Source organism: Cohaesibacter celericrescens (assembly GCF_002866925.1).
Taxonomy (GTDB): Bacteria; Pseudomonadota; Alphaproteobacteria; order Rhizobiales; family Cohaesibacteraceae; genus Cohaesibacter; species Cohaesibacter celericrescens.
Genome location: NZ_PKUQ01000055.1, coordinates 351,421 through 371,420, shown reverse-complemented (window position 1 = coordinate 371,420; position 20,000 = coordinate 351,421). Strand labels below are relative to the sequence as shown.

Genomic DNA, 20,000 nt, shown 5'->3' with positions numbered 1-20,000 from the left:
AACGTGCCAAAATTACCGAATCAAACGTTCAAAACGATCCGGCCCAGAAGCATCCGTGGGACCGGATGAGGCGCTGGTCCTTCTATTCTCTTGCTTGCGGACAGGAGAGGTCGGTTCAGAAAGATCGACAAACTGGCCGCGATCGATGCCCGTTTTAAAGCCATAATCATCGCTGGCAGGTGAATGATTTGTCAAACCAGATGCACCTTGCGCCGCGGCAGCTGTGGGCGACGGCCGGCCTTCACTGGCATCAACCAGTCCCGCAGCTTCAGCCAACACATTGCGGAAATGATCCCGTGTTGACATATCGCCACTATCCTGTGCGGCCATAGCCCGCAGGGCTTGGGCTATTTTCGGATTTTCACCCAACCGCCTGTTGCTAGATACCGGGGTGTCTCCCCCATCCGATTTTCGGTCACCCAATCCATGCACACGAGGGGCTGGGGCACTCTGTGGCTGTAGCGAAGCTCGGCTCCCATCTGAAGACGGACTAGGCGGAGATGCCGATACTCTGCTTTGAGCCGCCGCACGCTGTTCATCGGCGCCACTTTTAAGCGGCTTGGCAGGAGCGAAATGGTTGCCTTGCGCCAAATGCACACTGTAATCAATCAACCCGACCAAACTGCTTTCGGTCTCGACGTGAGTAACGACCAGTTCAATGCCTTTGCGCGACAAAAGCCGTGAGAAATCGGCGGGGTGAATGTCCAAGTTCTTCCGTGCATCTTGATGTGTCAAAATTGGCGCAGCTATTTTGGCGAAGCGCACGCCCTTGCGTGCAAAAGCATCAAAATCAACAGAGATATCCGTGATTTGGTCAACAGAAATGCGGAAGCCCATTGAGCGCAGCAACTGCAGAGTTTCGTCTTCCATAATACCAAATTTGCGAAAATCTGCCTGTGAAATCTCCAAAATCACATGTTCTGCCAGATCCTTATTTTGCTCGAACAGATCTCGCATAAGCGTGAAGAAATCTGTATCGGCAATGCTTTGAAGCGAGAGATTACAGAACGTGTCGACAGGGTGGCCTCTATCTGACAAGCGGCGTTGAAGACGAAAAGCTTCATTGATTGCCAACCTGTCCAGCATTGGCAGAAATCCATTCTGGCGGCAAACCGGCAAGAAGATGTCGGGTGTTATGAATGCGCCGTCGTCTTTTTTCAGGCGCGTTAACGCCTCGTAATATTGTGGTTTGCGCATAGGGAGCGAGACCACCGGTTGCATGAACAATTCCATCTTGCCGAGAGCCAAAGCCCGACGCACGGCCAATTCATCTTCCTCGCGGATTGGAGGTTCCGGTTCTGCGGGGCTTTGGGCAACTGGCATTTTCTCCGGCACAGGTGCTGTCTCAGGAGCAGACTGAGCCGCGGCGCTCAGTGCGTCTGCTACCGTATTTTTATTTTCCTGTCTCTCACTTGGCTCATTGCGATTGTTGGACAGAGAGCGCGCATTGGCGCGCAGCAGTTCCTCCAGCTCTTTGACAGACTGGGTGGCCGACTTCAGCTTGGAACTGACCGCTTCAACCTGCTTGTCGCCGGCGAGCACACGCTCATCCAGCTCGGCGCAGCTTTCTGCCAACTGCTTAACCAAAGACCCAATGATATCAAGCTCGGCAAGCACCGGTTCAATCTCGCGTTCAATCCGCTCGGATACAGTGCCGTCCAAGCGCTGTGTCAATTCGCGGACATCTTGCAATTCTTTTGTCAAACCCAACTTCAAACGCGTTAGGTCATCCATTTGCTCATCAATCACCATGCGGTCGCGCACACGACTGATTTGATAGTGAATGAGCAGCAGAGTCAGCAGCACTCCAAAGGAGATCGGAGCGGCTTCGGGAATGGACAGTTTGAACTTGAAGTAGAGCACAGCACCGGCAGAAACGGAAATTGCGACCATACAAATGGCAATAAATATAGCCCCGAGCCTTTGCATGTTTTGAACTCCAATGTGGCATGCAATGGCATACCTGTTTGTTTTGTCGCACGCTCCAGCGGCCAATTAAGACATTTGGCTGCAGCGGTCTGAGCTAATCTGCGGTATTATCCGCCACAGTTGGCTTTGTCCGTTTGGTTCACAATCATCAAGCTGATCGACGAATCAAGACGTTAACCTTGTGTTAATGTAGTATGCCGTGGGGATGGTGGGAAGAGCCTGCGCAAGTGGATGTGGGCTATTTACGCCAAGGCTTTGGAAAGTTGCCAAAAAACGAACTGCCCTGCCCGTCCAGTCTATAAAGACCGACGGTACAGGGCAGTATAGGCATGACGAATATAAGGCTATCTTCGTCATGCAGCAGGACCGATGCGGCAAGGTCCTGTTTGTTACACTCAACGCTCGGCGGTGAGCGGAATGTGGCTGCCATTCTGTCTTGCATTTACAGCTAGATAGAATGGCATTAGTTGTCGCTGTGCGATGCGACAGAGTTTTATATGATCTTGACCAATTGATTCTGCAACAGTCATTCAGACTTTTTCCCAAAGAGACCGAATGACTGGGCCTTTCATCTAGATATATTTGGCATCAAACACGCCAAACCCACTAAAACAGTGTCAGTTGCGCATCATTTCTTGCTGGCGGATTGAAATACTTCAGGGAAAGACGCGTGCGTCGGGTAGCAAATCCAAGTTTGCGGCATGCGACATCCATGCGTTTACTCAGAATGTCGGCATGAGGACCAGACCCGCGCATGCGATGCCCCGTGCGGCTGTCATAATCTTTGCCGCCACGCATCGAACGCAGAATGCTCATCACATGGCGATATCGATCCGGATAATGCTGCAGCAGCCAATCCTGAAACAATGGGCTAACTTCATTAGGAAGACGCAGCAAAATTGTTCCCGCCTCCCGCGCACCAGCATCATAAGCGGCGCTCAGGATCGCTTCCAATTCATCATCATTGAGGGCAGGAATGATCGGTGCCACCAAAACCGACGTTGGAATGCCCGCCTCTGCCAGTTTTTCAATCGTTTCCAACCGTCTTTTGGGGCTTGCTGCGCGTGGTTCAAGAGCACGAGACAGTTTGTTATCTAGAGAGGTAACCGACAGGGCGACTTTGACCAGATTGCGCTCGTTGAGCACCTTGAGACGGTCAATATCCCGCAGTATCAGACTTGATTTGGTAACGATGGCCACAGGATGGCCGGTTTCAATCAATACATCCAGAATATCAGGCATCAACCGGTAGCGGCGCTCAATGGGTTGATAAGGATCGGTGTTGGTGCCAATGGCAATAGGCCTTGGTTTATAGCCGCGCGCCGCTAATTCCTGAGACAATTGCGTTGCGGCGTCGGGCTTCGCAAATAATTTTGTTTCAAAATCAAGCCCAGCGGAAAGCCCCATATAAGCATGACTTGGCCGCGCAAAACAATAAACACAGCCATGCTCACAGCCTCGATAGGGATTGATCGACCGATCAAAAGGAATATCGGGTGAATCGTTGCGCGTGATGATAGTGCGTGACTTTTCCTCCTGCACCTCTGTGCGAAAAGGTGGTAGATCGTCGTCGTCCCACGCACCGCCCCACCCGTCATCGACGGGTTCTTTTTGGTAAGGCTCAAAACGGCCAGTTTGATTGCTTCGGGTTCCACGCCCTTTGATCCGCTTGCCGTCGACCACAGGTCTATGCCGGTCAGGATCGACCTGCCCCCCCACAAAAGGATCGGCATCTCGTTCTGTCTTTTCTAATCCTATTGTCCGTTTGCCCGCCATGCCTGTCTCCAATATCCAGAACCATACCGGTTGCAGCGCTTGTGCGCTTCTGTTACCTGTTTGTTCTATTAACCAATGCATGAGTATTTAGAACATATCAAGAACAATAAAGCCTTGTTGAGATTTTTTGGCCGCGGATAGCGCTTGTTTAACAATTGTTAGCCCCGCACCCTGTCATATGGACAACGAATACCTATGTGAGAGTCGGACGAATTACTATTTTGGAGTTCACGCATGAGCGATGACGAAAAAAAGAAGAATGAAGACGGTATGGGCAAGGATGCCGCTGAGGCCCTTTTCAAATCCAGATCGATTTTCATCTATGGCGAAATAACACAAGAGTTGGCGCAAAAAGTGTGTGCTCAACTTATCGCTCTTGCCGCGACCAATGACGAAGATATTCGCGTCTTTATCAATTCCCCCGGTGGGCATGTCGAATCTGGCGATTCCATGCATGACATGATCAAATTCATCAAACCAAAAGTTTGGGTTATTGGCACAGGGTGGGTGGCATCTGCCGGTGCTCTTATTTATGTCTCTGTGCCGAAAGAACGGCGTTTGTGCCTGCCAAATACACGCTTTTTGTTGCACCAACCATCCGGTGGAGCACGTGGCATGGCCTCAGATATCGAGATTCAGGCGCGTGAAATCGTCAAAATGAATGAGCGCCTTAATAAGTTGTTCTCCGAAGCAACCGGCCAATCGATCGACCGCATTGCTGAAGATACGGATCGTGATTATTGGCTGTCAGCGCAAGAAGCCAAGGATTATGGTTTGGTTGAGCGGATTATTACCTCGCACAACCAAATTGACTAAGGCTGCACGCAAAGCCTGTTTTATCGCTAATGGGCCATGCGAGTTTTTTGACATTCGACTTTACTGGCGGGGCTTTGGGTTCCGCCAGTTTGCGTTTTAGCCGCGCCTATAGGCTGGGGTAGAATGACAAATAAATCGAAAAAATGATTAGACTGATGACTGTCGAGACCGCAAGAGCGTTGGTGACATAGGCCCTTTCATTCTCGGATGCGTTTTGCATGAACAGAGGAATGATGAAGGGCGGTGGCAGAATCAACAGTGTGAAGAAAGCCATCTGGATTGGCCGATCCAAATGGAATATACCATCGAGCACATAACGATTGAGCAACAAGGCCAAGGGCACAACCAAGCCATAGCGCAACGCGATCAAGAGACCAACATCGGCTAGCCCTTGCCGTCTGATGCGAATACCAAACCCCACAACCAACAGAATCAGCGGCACAGCCATAGCAGTAAAAAACGTCAATGTTGCATAAACACTGGAAAGCACAGGAGCCGTTTTGATGACAACGCTCAAGCCAAGTGCGTTGCAGGCGAGCCCGCCAACCAGCCCTAAAACCACGGGTGATGTGGCAAACATCTTTAGAATGGCTGTGGGCTCGCTTTTGCCATCCCGCCGGATCATCAAAAGCGGGGCAAAGATGAACCAAATAAACAATTCATGAGCCAGATCAACAACTGCGATATATCCCACTGCTTCCAGGCCATAGGCGCCACCAAACAAGCTTACACCGAGCATGCCATATTCAAAGCCGGTGAATAGAAAGGGAAAAAAGGGATGGTTTGGCGCGACGATGGGCCCCAAGACGCGTCCAAGCCCGTAGAGTCCGCCACAGATTGCCGCGACCAAAAGGAACGGCGCCACATATTCCAGCTTCATATCCATATCGAGGAAGACTGTGAAAAGCACACTTGGCAAAACAACAGTAACAATTAGGCGCGTCAGCCCTTCGATGATCGAGGCAGACAAGATGTTGAACAGCCTTAGGGCCACACCAGCCAAAATGATAAACAATATGGGTAAGATCTGATCAAGCAATGTCATGCAAAGGCACCTTTCGCCGCATCGCTATTGGCAAGCGTCGGCATACAGGAAGGAACCTCTGAGATAGTATAGGCAGGGGCTGGTGCAATCAATTGGTCAAAATAGACCAGACAGAAGGTTGCTTATTTTTCCTTGAAATCGCCGGTTTCGGGGTCTTGCTCCAGATCGATAATATCGGCCTCACGCTCCGCATGCTTTTGCGCTTTAATCTGGGCTTCTTTTTGCCTGCGCATTTGGATTTCTTTATTTTGCTGGCCAATTTTGCCAAGCATCTTGACCAGCAACCAAATACCACCCAATGCGGCAACCAAAACAAACAATTTTGCAATCACGACTTTTCTCCCAGCGCAAGGTCCCTGACTTTAGTGCGCAGGGTGATCAAATCCTATTAGCACAGCTTTTGCAGGTCTTCAAAACCCGATGGGTTTTATCCCGTTACAATGAGAAGGTAGCCGTCGCATCACGGCTCCCCGACCCACTAAAACAGGCCAGAGAGCTTAGACCGGCACAAGCATTAGAAGCAGCTACGTCAGAAACACCACTTGCTTGAAGCATTTTGTTAAAGCCCCAGACGCGCCCAAAGAGCCCGTTCTTCGAGGCTGGTCAGGATAGCATCTGCAGAAAGACCCGCAGCGATGCGATCAATCGGATCGCTTCCGCCAAGGGTCATTCCTGCCCCCCTAAAGCGAGAAAAGAAACCGGACGGTGCTGAAATCAGCTTCATTTTGGCAGTGTCGCCAAAGCGTTTTTTGACATAGGTACCCATATCGCCCAACTCGTCTACCAGACCATATTCGAGCGCCTTTTTGCCGGTCCAAAATGCGCCGGTGAAGAGCTTGTCTTCATCCTCGGTCAGTTTGTCACCACGACGATTGCGGATCAAATCCTTGAACGTCTCAAATAGATCCTGCAGCAGCACATCGAGATGAGCGATGTGTTCTTCATTCTCTGGCTTGAAAGGGTCTAGCATCGCTTTCTGCGTGCCTGCGGTATAGACACGGCGCTCAATGCCAAGCTTTTCAATCGCCTCGACAAAGCCGAAACCACCAGAAACCACGCCAACTGACCCCACGATAGAGCTTGGATCTGCTATGATCACATCCCCAGCAACGGCAATCATATAGCCGCCTGAGGCTGCCGCGTCTTCACAGAAGACAAGGACTTCTTTTTCCTTTTCTTCAGCCAACTGACGGATGCGCTGATAGATCAACCGGCTTTGCACAGGCGAGCCACCGGGACTGTTCACGGAAATAGCGACCGCTGGTGCGTCTTTCATCGAGAATGCTTTATGCAATTGGGTGGCCACCGACGCAAGATTGAGCGTTGGACGCATACCGCCACCGGCCACAATCGGCCCAGACATGCGAATAACCGGGATCACAACCGCTTCGTCCAGCATGACCTGAGGCAGAAACTTTTCGGGCACGATCTTCTTAATGGTCTTTTTGATGCTCACGATTGGTATCCTTGATGTTGCGGTGACATTCGCTCGGCTCTTACTCAAGCAATTCAGTGTTGTATCTAGGGTGAAAGCATGATGATTTCCAGACTAGGGATGCGTATTATTATGAACAAGCCACCTGATCCGGGTTTCGCGCCCGTTTGCTTGTGCTTTGGTAGGCGCATTCTCACCCCGTAACCAATTGCCGCTCTTTCACTCTTAGTCTTTGGCTTGGAGAGAACCAAACGATGATGTAGGACTGACTATATTAAATTTTGCCCCCACCGCGACCAGCCCATCAGCAATGCAAGAAAATCAGCGAGAGAATTTGAAACGATGACCACAGATTTCACCAATGCCCAAATGTCTGATCTGATTGATTTTCGTCATGCCTTGCACCGCAAACCTGAATTGTCAGGCGAAGAACACAACACAGCGCATGTCGTGGCTGAACGGCTGAAGGCCCTTCAGCCAGATGCACTGGTCACAGGGTTGGGCAAGTGGACCGAAGAAAATGGTGACATCTTGGGCGGCACAGGCATTGCGGCAGTGTTTGAGTCTGGCAAAGACGGCCCGACGCTTTTGTTTCGCTGTGAGCTGGACGGATTGCCGATCGAGGAGCTTTCGACTCTTGCTTACCGGTCAGTGGTCAAAACCAAAGCGCATTTGTGTGGCCATGACGGTCATATGGCAATCTTGTTGGGCTTGGCGATGCGCCTGTCTTTACAAAGGCCTGCCATGGGACGCGTGATTATACTGTTCCAACCAGCAGAAGAGACAGGCAAGGGAGCAAGGGCTGTGTTGGCCGACCCTGCCTTCGCGCCTTTGATGCCAAATTATGCTTTTGCGCTCCACAATCTGCCCGGCGTTCCGCTCGGGACTGTTCAACTGAAAGCCGATGCAATGTGCTGCGCATCTCGCGGGGTGCGCATTAAAATGGAAGGTAAAACCTCTCACGCCTCGATGCCTCAGGATGGCAAGTCACCCGTTGAGGCGTTGATGAAGATGGTGGATGGATTGAACGCCCTGTCCAATGGACTAGATGCCGAGCAAGAACTAGATGAGGCCTACAAGCTGGTAACCATCACACATATACGCGTTGGGGAGCCCTGTTTTGGAGTATCTCCCGGAACAGGAGAGCTGTGGGCAACTTTACGCACTGTTACTGACGCGGCGATGAATGAGTTACTGGGCGCAGTGCAGGATCTGGCAAAGGCCGAGGCCGCGCAGCAGGGATTGGCTATGCGCATGGATGAAGATGATGTGTTTGACGCCTGCACCAACCACACAATGACAACAGAGATGGTGGCCAAAGCCTTGGAGGCCGAGGGTATAGCTTGGGCTCCTCAGCCTGATCCGATGCGTTTTTCAGAAGATTTCGGCCAGTTTGGACAACATTGTCCGGCGACATTGTTTTTGCTTGGGTCCGGTTTGGACCAACCACAACTTCACAATCCGGATTTTGATTTTCCCGATTCTCTGATCGGTATTGGAGCCGGAATTTTTGAACGCATTATTCGTGAACAGCTGGGATAACCCGTCTGGCCCTAGTTGCTCTCACCTGTCATTGGATTGATGCCCAATTCAGCTGCACGCTTGGCGGTAAGATCAGCGAGGCAGGACATCTGAATCAATGGGGCCATCGTGCCACCACGGACGGCATCTGCCTGACGATCGCATTCGGCATCGCGGAACTTGATCCACGCCCGCTGCGCATCGCGCAATTTCAGCTTGCCCGTTTTGTCGGCTCCAGCTCTCAGGTCTTGATAGGCGTAGTTGAGGTCGCCATCGGCAATATTATAGTCCATCTGGGCACACTCAACCATGTCACGGGTGGTCATCGCATTGTTGCAATCGAGCGCATGCGCCGACAGGCTCGCCATTGTTAACGCACCAAACGTCGATACAGACAGGAATATCCGAGACAGTTTCATGGTGTAGAGCCCTCCAAATGAAGCGAAAGAAGATTTTGATACCACACCCGTTGCACTTCGAACATGGTCGATAGGTAAAAACCATTACAACGGATCTTGTTTTATAATCCCAAATCCACGGCAGCTCCGTGGCGATGGATGGCCTCACTGCGTGCACTCGGTTTGCCGCTGAGGCGATCGTGCAGCACGATTGTTGGCAGCAAGCGAAACGGTGCACGTGATTGCTTCTTGCCTTGGATCACCACCCGATGGGCAGCCTCCCCTTCCTTTGCAGCAAATGGCTGCACCGTAATGCCACCAAAGCGTCCCTGCATCAGGCGCAGTAATTCTGGCAATTCATCGGCACGCTGGACCAACGAGAATGTGCCTCCGGTTTTAAGAACCGAAACCGCGGTGCGAAACCATGGATCCATGCCCTCATGGGTCAGCATATGGGCGGTCGCTCGGGCTTCATTGGGAGATGTTTGAAATTTCTCAGGGCGATAATAGGGTGGATTGGCAATGACGTGATCGGCCATATTCTCTGTCAGCCCTGCTTGTTTGCGCGGTTCTCCGCGCAAAGCCACATCACAGTTGAGCACAGTTGCTGAAGCTAGATGGTGCGCGCATCGCTTCATATTTGCCGCGGCAATAGCGGCGATGTCTTTATCGATTTCTACCGCGACCAAATTCAAGCCACCGACACGCGCAGCAACACATAATCCCGCGGCACCAACCCCCGAACCAAGATCCACCACCAGATGCCCAGCTTTGGCCGGAGAGCAAGCAGCCAGCAAAACAGCATCGGTGCCAGAACGGTGATGGCCCTTTTGAGGCTGGTAGAGGCAAATTTTGCCTCCCAGAAACTCATCCTCACTCAAAGAAAGCGCGGGCGGCAGGTGTGTTTGGGTCAATGTCTCGGCATTTGTTGCCAAAGGATGCGGCGAAAGGGGCATATCGGTCAGTCCAAATAGGAAGGGATCACTTGTCTTTTGGTTCTTCCGCCTCGCCTTCAAGGCCAGCGTCAACCAACAAGCGCCGTGCCCTGATTTCAAAATCCTCAGCCACGAGAATACGCCGGGGCAAAACACCTAGGGACCCATCCATAATGCTCATGTGATGATCCAGCGACTGAAACGGTATTTCCGCGTCGCGCAACAATGCCTCCACAAAAGAAAGGGTCACCATATTGTTGGTCTTGAGGAGCTCTTTCACGGCCTATTCCCTTGTATGCGATAGAAACGCTTCGCCCTACGGGGCAACAAATCTTATTTTTGCAACATAGTGACAATTCAGACACAATAAAAGCCATACTGGGCATCTGTTTGAACGATTCACGCACATTCCTAATAATAGGGCCTGTGTTCTGGCCGTCATCCAAATTGCCGATATGTTGATCATGATCAACATCTCTGCGCCCAACTTCGGTAATAATTGGTATTGCGACCATTTATTCTTTGATTAGCGCATAAAGTGACCGCCTACCCCTTGTCGAGATCAGGTCATCCCCCTATTCTCGCCCAGAATTTGCAAAATCAGCCTTTGGAGCCGCCGGTGAGCGTTGTCCCATCCTTGGACGAAACCAATCAGTCCCAAGCCAGCATTCAGCCCTTGATCGATCTGGTTAAAACAGACATGGGGCGGGTCAATGACCTGATCCTGGAAAAAGCCGGATCGGACGTCGATATGATACCCGAGGTGGCCAAGCATCTGATCGATTCAGGTGGCAAGAGATTGCGCCCGATGCTGACCCTTGCTGCAGCCAATATGAGTGGCTACGGAAAAGCAGAGGTGAACGGCCATGTCAAAATGGCAATGGCTGTAGAATTCATGCATACGGCCACTTTGTTGCATGATGATGTAGTTGATGAAAGCGATATGCGTCGGGGAAAATTGGCCGCACGCATGCTGTGGGGCAATCAGGCCAGTGTTCTGGTTGGCGACTATCTGCTAGGTCAGGCCTTCCGTGTCATGGTTGATGTGGGCAATTTGCGGGCGCTGGACGTTCTGTCTACAGCGGCTTGTGTGATAGCCGAGGGAGAGGTTCTGCAACTGTCCGTCGCGCAGAATATGAAAACCACCACCGACGACTATATGAAAGTGATCCGCGCTAAAACCGCAGCCCTTTTCGCGGCAGCCTGTGAGATGGGCCCCATTTTGGCAAATAGTGATGAAGCTAAAATCCTAGCCCTGCGCACCTATGGGCTGGAGCTGGGCAATGCCTTTCAGCTCATTGATGATGCATTGGATTACGGCGGATCAGCTGCCTCGTTGGGCAAAAACGTTGGTGATGATTTCCGCGAAGGCAAAATCACGCTACCGGTGATTCTGGCCTACGAGCGCGGCGATAACGACGATAAGGCCTTTTGGCGTCGCGTTATGGAAGAGCGCAAGGATGTCACCGATGGCGCTCTGGAACATGCGATGGGGCTTTTAAGAACGAGCAATGCGTTGGACGATACGCTGGCACAGGCCCGAGCTCATGGCGAGGCGGCCATCAAAGCACTCGATATGTTCGAAGACAGTGCCTATAAATCCGCACTTATTGATGCGGTGGCCTTCTGTATTTCGCGCGCTCACTGACCCTTACCGGTCCAGACGATCACAAAGGCCGTTTCCTGCGGGTGCGGCCTTTGTTGTTTGTTCTGTTTTCAACTTTGGCCCCATTTATGCGGGCACCTCGTCGCGTTCGTTAAGGCCATAGTCGCGCAGAACATGCGCGATTCGGATGCGATAATCGGCAAACAGGGCTTGACGACCAGCGTCTTGCGCCGAGCGATGCTGACTATGCTGCCGCCAGCGTTTGACTGCGGCTTCGTCCTCAAAGAAAGACAAAGATAACAATTTCTCCGGATGCGTCAGGCTCTGGAAGCGTTCGACCGATATAAACCCTTCGATTTTCAGCAACTCCGGTCGCAGGATTGCGGCACGGTCCAGATAGGCGTTCCTGCCGTCCTCTTTGGGTTCCACTTCAAAAATCACGGCAATCATTTCACTTCTCCATCATGAGACCGGATGGGCTTTATCAAACCGCCGTGTGGGGAAGAGACCAATGTCAGGAACGTGCGATCTTCGCGCAGTAAAAATTTTTCGCGCATTGCAAATTCATAATTCTCGCGACCCAACGGGTCGTCCTGAAGACGCAGTCGATAAGCCTCATAAGCGGCCAGACTTTCCACATGATAAACACCATATGCAAGGGTCGCAGAACCTTCGTGGGGGGCGAAGTAGCCCACCAAATCAGCCCCATTTCGCGGAATGGCCTCGCCCCAGTTGCGAGCATATTGCTCAAACTGGGCGCGTTTGCACGGGTCAATATGATAACGGATAAAGCAGGTTAGCATGGGTTTTCCTTCATAATTCAGGTTATTGTTTTGAAATCCTAGCCACTTGCCACACACAAATGCTTCGACTAGGATCGAACTATGAAAGAAGGACCAGACATAGCTCTATTGGGCGCCATGATCGGAGATCCGGCGCGCGCCAATATTCTTACCGCTTTGATGAGTGGCAAAGCCCTTACGGCAACCGAGCTCTCAACCGAAGCAGGTATCACTTTGCAAACGGCCAGTTCACACTTTAAAAAGCTAGAAGAAGCGGGATTGATCAGCCAGAGAAAACAGGGGCGACATCGCTATTTTACCCTAGCGGATGAAGATGTCGGGCAACTGTTGGAGGCCATGATGGGGCTGGCAGCCAAGCGGGGTCTGATGCGCACCCGCACAGGGCCGAAAGACCCAGCCTTGCGCAAGGCACGTATTTGTTATGACCATCTTGCCGGTGACTACAGCATCGTGATGTTCGATTTTCTGGTTAAAAACAGGCTGATCCTAAAAGACGGAGATGACCTGCTTTTGACCAGCGCAGGGGAAATTTTTGCCAAGCAATTTGGCATTGATGTCGATGCCTTGCGTGCGGTCCGCCGACCAATGTGCAAGTCCTGTCTGGACTGGAGCAACCGCCGGTCGCATTTAGCGGGGGCTTTGGGGCAGGCTTTACTGATCCGTTTTAACGACCTTGGCTGGACCAAACGCATTGACGGTACACGCATTATTCAGTTTTCGGCCAAGGGGGATCAAGCCTTTCGCCAAACCTTTGGGGATTGAGTTGAAATCACGCTATGAGGATTTGTCAAAAAACGGCTTGTTTCACTGTCGCTTTACAATAGATCTTTAATGTGTACATGGCAGGTTCTCAGGGCTTGCTCGATGGCCCTAAAAAAGCCATGCTGCATTTTTAACAGGAAGAGGTTGATCTTTCTGGATCACAATTTTCACTTACATGTCCGGATGTCGGATGTGGCAGGCCAGACGGTTGCATCACTTGCACGCCCCTGCTTCGACGCTCCTGAAGTTAAAGACAACAAGGCCGTATATATGCACGCTCAGCGCTCCACCAAGACGTTCCGCCAGATTTTGCTCTCCGGTATTGTAGGTTCGGCCCTGTTGATCGGACCAACAAGTTTGAGTGTTGCGCAGCCAGAAACCTCGGATCAGGTGACCGAAGCATTATCCGGCGTAACGACCACACTGACCGGCACGTATCTTTCGGCGAAACTGGCCCAAGATGATCAGGATCTGGCGCTTGCTGCTCACTTCTATGCACAAGCCTTGGAAAAAGAGCCTGAGAACTCCTTATTGCTGGAGCGTAATTTTGCTTTGACCCTTGCTGTCGGGAAGCATGACGTTGCCTTTAAGCTGGCCGACCGTATGGCCGAAATGAATGCACTTAAGGAAGCCGCTAGACAAAAAGCAGCCAAGTTGAAGACCGAGGATGCTGATGAGGATACGGTCAGCGTCGAAAAGCAGCAGGATGATGATGTCGACCACCGCATCACGCCAATGGTTCACCTTGCGTTGGGCGTTAAGGCTCTGAAGGGAAAGAGCTATACCAGCGCCGCCAAAAACTTCAAAGCAGGCATGGATGAGCTTACCAATCATCCGGTTGATCTGTTGGGACCTGCGCCATTGCGCCGTAACCTAAACAATCCACGTTTGTTGAGTGCCTCCGCGCAATACGGACCGTTTGCGCTGATTTCACAAACCGTGTTGCATGCTTGGGCTGTGATTGGTCAGGATCGTAAAAATCTGGGTGCAGCGCTGAAAACCCTCGAAGGGTTTGACGGTAGCGATGTGAACCAGTTCTTTTTCTCGTTGCATTCCGGCCTGATAGCGGCCTATGCGAAGGACTATCCAAAAGCGATCAAATATTTACAGGAAAGCCTAGAAGCAGACCCCAATTCCATTTCAACTGCCGATGCCCTGATCAACGCTTTGCTAAAAGCAGGCAATGAGAAGCGCGCCAATGAAGTTCTGACCGACTTTTTGCGAAGCGCTGCCGACCGTGAAGACAAAATGTGGCTCAAAACTACCTATGGTGCCCTAAAGCCAGTCGCCAGTTCCATTCGCTCACCTCAAGATGGTGCAGCTGAATTGTTCACGACCCTTGGCGATGCTCTCTCTCAGGAAAATGCCATTGAAGGAGGCGCACTTTATTTGCAGTTTGCCGACTATTTGCGCACCAATCATGATCAGACGAATTTTGCATTGGCACGGTTGTTTGAACGCATGAAACAAGACGAAATGGCGCTAACTCATTTTGACAAAATTAGCAAAGACAGCGCTATTTATGGTCGCGCCCAACGCCAATCCGGTTTCACGCTGACACGGTTGAAACGCCCTGACGAGGCAATTACGCGCCTTGAAGGCCTGTTGGGAGACAATGCCAGTGATCTGGAAACCGTTTCAATTTTGTCTCGTATCTTTCAATCCGAACAACGGTATAGAGATTCAATTGGCTTGCTGACCCGTGGATTGGACAGCCTAAAAACAAAGCGCGACATTCATTGGTCACTCTATTTCTTGCGCGGTTCGGCCTACGATCAGGTGAAAGATTGGCCAAACACAGAAAAAGACATGTTGGCGGCGCTGAAGCTATTCCCAAATCAACCCACAGTTCTAAACTATTTGGGTTATAGCTGGGTGGATCGCGGCCTTAAACTCGACAAAGCGATAGAAATGATCCGGCAAGCTGTTGCGCTGCGCCCCTATGATGGTTTCTTTGTGGATTCCCTTGGCTGGGCTCACTACCGGATGGCAGAGTATGAAGACGCCGTGAATTTTCTGGAACGTGCCGTTGAATTGCGCCCTGAAGACCCCACCATCACCGATCATCTGGGCGATGCCTATTGGAAAGCTGGCCGAAAAAATGAAGCCTATTTCCAGTGGAACCGCGTAAAAACCATGCAACCCAAAGATGATTTGCTCAAACAGGTTGATGAAAAAATACAAAACGGCCTTATAGACACGCAGGACCCAAGCAAGAAAGAAAAATAGGTTTCAGTTCTTGGGTCTATAGGAGTCTGGCCCAGCATGTCGGAAAGTTTGAAGGACACGCCGCGTAGAATCACTCTATGCTTTTGTCAGTTGATGTGGATGTCCGCGACCTAGGTTGCTTTTGCACTTGGCTTTGAAGTGGATTTCCACACTGGCACGATTGGTCGGAAAGCAGTTCGCTTCCGGTTTTTGTCGCAAGCGAGTGGAGCCCGAACGAGCCGAATGAGCATTCAACCACCCCAAGACACGGCCCTTATATTAGAGGCCCCTGCCAAGGTAAATCTGGCGCTGCACATCACAGGTCAGCGCGAAGACGGCTATCATTTTCTTGATTCTCTGGTGGTGTTTGGTGGCGCATCTGATCGATTGATTTTCAAACCTTCAGATCATTTGCATCTGTCCGTAACAGGGCCCTTCGCAGAGGGCCTGCGGCAAGAACCGGACAATCTGATGGTGCGTGCTGCGCGCAGTTTGGCGAAGGAATTGCATTTACCTGCCGAAGCCGAATTGACGTTGGAAAAATATCTACCTATTTCAGCGGGTATTGGTGGTGGATCTTCGGATGCCGCGACCACGCTTTTGGGGCTACTTCGCCTTTGGGAACGCACCATTAAGGATGAAAAGCTACGCACCATCGCCCTGCAACTGGGTGCCGATGTACCGATGTGTCTGGAGGGTGAGTGCTTGCGAGCCTCCGGCATTGGCGGCACGCTGGAGACTGGCCCGCGCATGCCCAAAAACCTGGGGTTGGTGTTGATCAATCCGCATGTTCCAATTTCTACACCAGATCTGTTCTCCAAACTCAAACACAAAAACAATGCCCCCATGGGCCCAATGCCTTCCGCCTTCCTATCGGCTGCTGCGCTTGCCGAATGGCTAAGTGATCAGCGCAATGATCTGGAGATGGCAGCGATAGAACAAGCCCCCGTCATCGAGACGGTTCTTCAGGCCTTGATGGATGACGGCGACTGCCTGTTTACCCGTATGTCTGGGTCGGGAGCTACCTGTTTTGGTTTGTTTAATACGGTCAAGCACGCTGAATATGCCGCGCGACGTCTCACCTTTTCCCACCCCAACTGGTGGGTTAGTCATGGTGCCGTGCGATAGGTCGTCCCCTTTTGTTGCGGTTCGTCATTTGTGTCCGACGATCCGACGATCTGATCAGCCGCTCCTGTAAACGATGCATAAGGAGCCAGACCATTGTAAAGACAGGCAAAACCAAGATTGTGGCCCAAAAGGGGCTTGCTGACCAGCTCGACTGTCCATTTTGCCAACAATCTCCGATTTTTGCTCAGCGGTGATCCCCGAGACGCGCGGTCCTAAAAGTTGGTGGGCCGCGATTGATCCAGCAAAGACTTTTGCGGCACGGCAGCGGAGCCGTTGTGTATGAAAAAAGAAATCATGGTACCAAGGCTGTCGGGCACAACAAAATACGTCACGCTGCGCCCTTTCTTGATTGAAGATATGAGCCCAGCTCGCTGCAATATAGCCAAGTGTGTAGACAGAGTATTATGCGGCGTACCAAGCTGTTTGGCGATTTCCCCTGCGCCGATACCGGCGTCTCCCGACGCTGATAAAATGCAGAAAGCCTGAAGTCGGGTCGTTTGGGAAAGAGCCGTCAGAGCAGCCAGCACTTCTGATTGGAGATTCAAACTTGTACGCATTGCAGGTCCCGTTCCAACAATAAACGAATGCCGACAGCTCACGTGTCGCCCGCTAAAAAATGAATATCAAAAAATATCGCCATTTGATGACAGCCACATGACGTTTGAGGCCTGAGGATCAAGCAAATGATTCTCGTTGAAACGCTCTCAAATGTTGCATTGCAACATTTTATTCGATATGTTTGGTTCGCGATCCCAAAGGCGAGCCCTAATGTGTTTATCATTGATAATGCGTCCGGTCAGTAAAACGACAAAATTGACAAAATTTGGAATATCCAAGACTTTCGCCTTGATCTGACCGCGCAGGCAGGTACACAAGTCTCGAAAGCAGAGAGGAATGTGGAATGGGTCAGGCGACCAAATGGGTCTATTGTTTTGGTGAAGGCCAAGCAGACGGCAATGCAGATATGCGTGGCCTTCTGGGCGGCAAAGGTGCGAACCTTGCTGAAATGAGCAATCTTGGACTGCCTGTTCCTCCTGGATTTACAATTTCCACTGAGCTTTGCCACAGCTATCTTGCCGGTGACCATTCGTATCCCAAGGGTTTTGCGGACCAGATCAATGCTGCCATTGAACATATTGGCAGGCTAACCGGGCGGGAACTTGGCAGCCGCAAGCAACCCTTGCTGTTGTCTGTAAGAGCGGGGCCTCGCGTCACCATGCCGGGCATGATGGAGGCCATCCTCAATCTGGGTCTCAACGATGACACCGTCGAAACGCTTGCGCGCGAATCCGGAAGTGCTCGCTTTGCTTATGACAGCTATCGTCGTTTCATCCAGATGTATGGTGATGTTGTTCTGGGTATTGATCAGAATGAATTTGAAGACATTGTCGAGCAAATCAAGGACGAGCGCGGATTTCTGCTGGACACGGACATGGCCGCCAGCGACTGGAAAGGCGTAATCGAGCAGTTTAAAACTCTTATTGAAGAAGAGCTGGACGAGCCATTCCCGCAGGATGTGCATGCGCAATTATGGGGTGCCATTGGCGCGGTTTTTTCTTCATGGATGAGTGCTCGCGCCATCACCCATCGTCTGCTGCATGAAGTGCCAGAAGAGTGGGGTACTGCGGTTAACATTCAAGCGATGGTGTTTGGTAATCTGAGTGAAACTTCTGCGACCGCCGTTGCACACACACGCAATCCGACGACGGGTGAGAAAAAAATCCAAGGCGATTTTCTGCTCAACGCGCAAGGCGAAGATGTGCTATCAGGCCACCGTATGCCGCTCGATCTGACCAAACAGGCTCGGATTGAAAATGGTACAAGCGAGCCGAGCATGGAAGAAAGCATGCCCGAACTGTTTGCCCAGTTTATTGAAATTTGTGGGCAGCTTGAGCGCCATTATCGCGACATGCTGGAGCTGGAATTTACCATTGAAGGCGGCCGGTTGTGGATGCTGCAAACCCGTTCGGGTAAACGCTCCATCAAGGCAACCTTACGCATCGCAGTGGATCTGGCCAAGGAAGGGCTGATTTCCAAAGAAGAAGCCGTCATGCGGGTGGACCCGCGTTCCTTGGATCAACTGTTGCACCCGACTATTTCTGAGACAGCAAAACGCAATATCGTCGCCAAAGGGTTGGCGGCATCTCCTGGCGCGGCTGCAGGCCATTTGGTGTTTCACCCTGAAGACGCCGAAATATTTGCCAATCAGGGCAAACATGTCATTTTGGCGCGGATAGAAACCAGCCCCGAAGACATTCATGGCATGCATGTTGCCCAAGGCATTCTGACAACGCGCGGAGGCATGACCAGTCACGCGGCGGTTGTCGCCCGTGGCATGGGCATTCCTTGTGTGTCCGGAGCAGGCATGATGCGCATTGATTATGAAAATGAATGCCTGACCATTGGTACTGACATTCTCAACAAAGGTGACTTGCTCACCATTGATGGGGGAACTGGTGAAGTTCTGATTGGTGAAGTGCCGATGCAGAAGCCGGAATTGACCGGTGAATATACAACATTGATGGAATGGGTCGACGGCATTCGGCGCATGAAAGTCCGCTGCAATGCCGACACACCGCAAGACGCCAGATCTGCGCGTGATTTTGGTGCCGAGGGCATTGGCCTGTGTCGGACCGAGCATATGTTCTTTCGGGAGGAGCGCATCTCTGCCATTCGTGAAATGATCATTGCGACCGATGCAAAGGTCCGGCGCAACGCACTAGACAAATTGCTCCCGATGCAACGTTCCGATTTTGCAGCAATATTTGAAACTATGGCAGGTCTGCCAGTAACAATCCGGCTGCTGGATCCGCCATTGCATGAGTTCTTGCCCAAAGAGAAAGCCGATATTGCCGCTGTAGCGCGTACTCTCAATGTTCCAGAGGCGCAGCTTGCCAATCGTATCCATGCGATGCACGAATTCAATCCAATGCTCGGCCATCGTGGCTGTCGGCTGGCCATTTCCAACCCTGAAGTGGTGGAAATGCAAACCCGCGCGCTGTTCGAAGCCGCGATTGAAGTGGCAATAAAAACCGGCAAACCCGTGCACCCGGAAATTATGGTGCCGCTGGTTTCCATTCGCGAAGAGTTGGAGTTTGTCAAAGCCCGGATTGACGCAACGGCCGCTTTGGTGATGAAAGAAACGGGCCGACATGTTGATTATAAAGTCGGTACCATGATCGAGCTCCCCCGCGCGGCTCTTCAAGCCCGCAAAATCGCAGAGTCTGCCGAATTTTTCTCCTTTGGTACCAATGACCTCACCCAGACAGCCTATGGCATCAGTCGCGATGATGCGTCCCGTTTCTTGTCCGATTATATGCGCGCAGGTGTCGTTGAACAGGATCCATTTATTTCGATTGACGTAGATGGTGTTGGTGAGTTGGTTGAAATAGCGGTCGAGCGTGGGCGTTTTGCGCGCCCAGATATTGAACTTGGCATTTGTGGCGAACATGGCGGCGATCCTGCGTCGATCGATTTCTGCGAACAGGTGGGACTGGACTATGTTTCTTGTTCGCCCTATCGCGTGCCCATTGCACGCCTTGCGGCTGCCCAGGCTACACTAAAGCGCCACGATCGCAGCTAGCCCGAATACCCGTAAATATTGCAGAAAAATTCATCAGATCCAGTCAAATTTGCGA

The 20,000-nt window shown here is 51.5% G+C and carries 19 protein-coding genes; 7 read left to right on the top strand and 12 right to left on the bottom strand.

The genetic code is table 11. The features are described from left to right. Window positions 1-12 precede the first annotated feature (12 nt). Both C0081_RS22700 and C0081_RS22690 read right to left on the bottom strand, forming a co-directional pair. Window positions 13-1,929 (bottom strand): EAL domain-containing protein, encoded by a 1,917-nt coding sequence (locus C0081_RS22700; protein ID WP_101535999.1) that lies wholly within the window; start codon window positions 1,927-1,929, stop codon window positions 13-15. A gap of 606 nt (window positions 1,930-2,535) precedes the next feature. Beyond that, window positions 2,536-3,705: a PA0069 family radical SAM protein gene (locus C0081_RS22690; RefSeq protein ID WP_101535997.1), complete on the bottom strand. Its 1,170-nt coding sequence runs from the start codon at window positions 3,703-3,705 to the stop codon at window positions 2,536-2,538. Window positions 3,706-3,939: 234 nt separating this feature from the next. On the opposite strand from C0081_RS22690, the gene C0081_RS22685 reads away from it, so the two are divergent. Continuing rightward, the gene (locus tag C0081_RS22685; protein WP_101535996.1) at window positions 3,940-4,521 is read left to right on the top strand and encodes an ATP-dependent Clp protease proteolytic subunit; all 582 of its coding nucleotides are present in this window, start codon (window positions 3,940-3,942) and stop codon (window positions 4,519-4,521) included. A 106-nt stretch (window positions 4,522-4,627) separates the two neighbouring features. Here C0081_RS22685 and C0081_RS22680 read toward each other — a convergent pair whose 3' ends face one another. The 3 genes from C0081_RS22680 to C0081_RS22670 form a co-directional block, all read right to left on the bottom strand. Beyond that, window positions 4,628-5,566: an AEC family transporter gene (locus C0081_RS22680; protein WP_101535995.1), complete on the bottom strand. Its 939-nt coding sequence runs from the start codon at window positions 5,564-5,566 to the stop codon at window positions 4,628-4,630. Between the two features lie 122 nt (window positions 5,567-5,688). Further along, window positions 5,689-5,898, bottom strand: coding sequence for a hypothetical protein (locus C0081_RS22675; RefSeq protein ID WP_101535994.1), 210 nt, complete (start codon window positions 5,896-5,898; stop codon window positions 5,689-5,691). Window positions 5,899-6,125: 227 nt separating this feature from the next. Further along, entirely contained in the window at window positions 6,126-6,965 is an 840-nt protein-coding gene (locus C0081_RS22670) for a S49 family peptidase (protein ID WP_101536074.1), read from the bottom strand. Between the two features lie 378 nt (window positions 6,966-7,343). Here C0081_RS22670 and C0081_RS22665 point away from each other — a divergent pair, with 378 nt between their 5' ends. Continuing rightward, window positions 7,344-8,543, top strand: a complete 1,200-nt coding sequence (locus C0081_RS22665; protein WP_101535993.1) for an amidohydrolase — start codon at window positions 7,344-7,346, stop codon at window positions 8,541-8,543. An 11-nt stretch (window positions 8,544-8,554) separates the two neighbouring features. On the opposite strand, the gene C0081_RS22660 is transcribed toward C0081_RS22665, so the two are convergent. The 3 genes from C0081_RS22660 to C0081_RS22650 all read right to left on the bottom strand — a co-directional run bounded on the left by C0081_RS22660 (window position 8,555) and on the right by C0081_RS22650 (window position 10,135). Further along, entirely contained in the window at window positions 8,555-8,941 is a 387-nt protein-coding gene (locus tag C0081_RS22660) for a lysozyme inhibitor LprI family protein (RefSeq protein WP_101535992.1), read from the bottom strand. 101 nt (window positions 8,942-9,042) lie between these two features. Continuing rightward, window positions 9,043-9,876, bottom strand: a complete 834-nt coding sequence (locus tag C0081_RS22655; RefSeq protein ID WP_101535991.1) for a tRNA1(Val) (adenine(37)-N6)-methyltransferase — start codon at window positions 9,874-9,876, stop codon at window positions 9,043-9,045. A gap of 25 nt (window positions 9,877-9,901) precedes the next feature. Continuing rightward, window positions 9,902-10,135: a putative signal transducing protein gene (locus C0081_RS22650; RefSeq protein ID WP_101535990.1), complete on the bottom strand. Its 234-nt coding sequence runs from the start codon at window positions 10,133-10,135 to the stop codon at window positions 9,902-9,904. 339 nt (window positions 10,136-10,474) lie between these two features. Here C0081_RS22650 and C0081_RS22645 point away from each other — a divergent pair, with 339 nt between their 5' ends. Further along, on the top strand, window positions 10,475-11,503 hold the full coding sequence (locus C0081_RS22645) for a polyprenyl synthetase family protein (RefSeq protein ID WP_180967027.1): 1,029 nt from the start codon (window positions 10,475-10,477) through the stop codon (window positions 11,501-11,503). An 84-nt stretch (window positions 11,504-11,587) separates the two neighbouring features. On the opposite strand, the gene C0081_RS22640 is transcribed toward C0081_RS22645, so the two are convergent. Both C0081_RS22640 and C0081_RS22635 read right to left on the bottom strand, forming a co-directional pair. After that, complete coding sequence (locus C0081_RS22640) at window positions 11,588-11,911, bottom strand: antibiotic biosynthesis monooxygenase family protein (protein ID WP_101535989.1); 324 nt, start codon at window positions 11,909-11,911, stop codon at window positions 11,588-11,590. After that, complete coding sequence (locus tag C0081_RS22635; RefSeq protein ID WP_101535988.1) at window positions 11,908-12,264, bottom strand: NIPSNAP family protein; 357 nt, start codon at window positions 12,262-12,264, stop codon at window positions 11,908-11,910. The genes C0081_RS22640 and C0081_RS22635 overlap by 4 nt, the downstream gene beginning before the upstream one ends. Before the next feature lie 81 nt (window positions 12,265-12,345). Between C0081_RS22635 and C0081_RS22630 the strand changes: the two genes are divergently transcribed. The 3 genes from C0081_RS22630 (at window position 12,346) to C0081_RS22620 (ending at window position 16,362) form a co-directional block, all read left to right on the top strand. Then, window positions 12,346-13,026, top strand: a complete 681-nt coding sequence (locus tag C0081_RS22630; protein WP_101535987.1) for an ArsR/SmtB family transcription factor — start codon at window positions 12,346-12,348, stop codon at window positions 13,024-13,026. A gap of 192 nt (window positions 13,027-13,218) precedes the next feature. Beyond that, window positions 13,219-15,255 (top strand): tetratricopeptide repeat protein, encoded by a 2,037-nt coding sequence (locus tag C0081_RS22625; RefSeq protein WP_180967026.1) that lies wholly within the window; start codon window positions 13,219-13,221, stop codon window positions 15,253-15,255. 222 nt (window positions 15,256-15,477) lie between these two features. Next, a complete protein-coding gene (locus C0081_RS22620; RefSeq protein ID WP_101535985.1) occupies window positions 15,478-16,362 on the top strand; it encodes a 4-(cytidine 5'-diphospho)-2-C-methyl-D-erythritol kinase in 885 nt (294 codons plus the stop codon). On the opposite strand, the gene C0081_RS22615 is transcribed toward C0081_RS22620, so the two are convergent. After that, window positions 16,344-16,529: a hypothetical protein gene (locus tag C0081_RS22615; protein WP_146006523.1), complete on the bottom strand. Its 186-nt coding sequence runs from the start codon at window positions 16,527-16,529 to the stop codon at window positions 16,344-16,346. The genes C0081_RS22620 and C0081_RS22615 overlap by 19 nt on opposite strands. A 45-nt stretch (window positions 16,530-16,574) precedes the next feature. Beyond that, window positions 16,575-16,919 (bottom strand): ArsR/SmtB family transcription factor, encoded by a 345-nt coding sequence (locus C0081_RS22610; protein WP_101535983.1) that lies wholly within the window; start codon window positions 16,917-16,919, stop codon window positions 16,575-16,577. Between the two features lie 344 nt (window positions 16,920-17,263). On the opposite strand from C0081_RS22610, the gene ppdK reads away from it, so the two are divergent. After that, complete coding sequence (gene ppdK, locus C0081_RS22605) at window positions 17,264-19,945, top strand: pyruvate, phosphate dikinase (protein WP_101535982.1); 2,682 nt, start codon at window positions 17,264-17,266, stop codon at window positions 19,943-19,945. Window positions 19,946-20,000 lie beyond the last annotated feature (55 nt).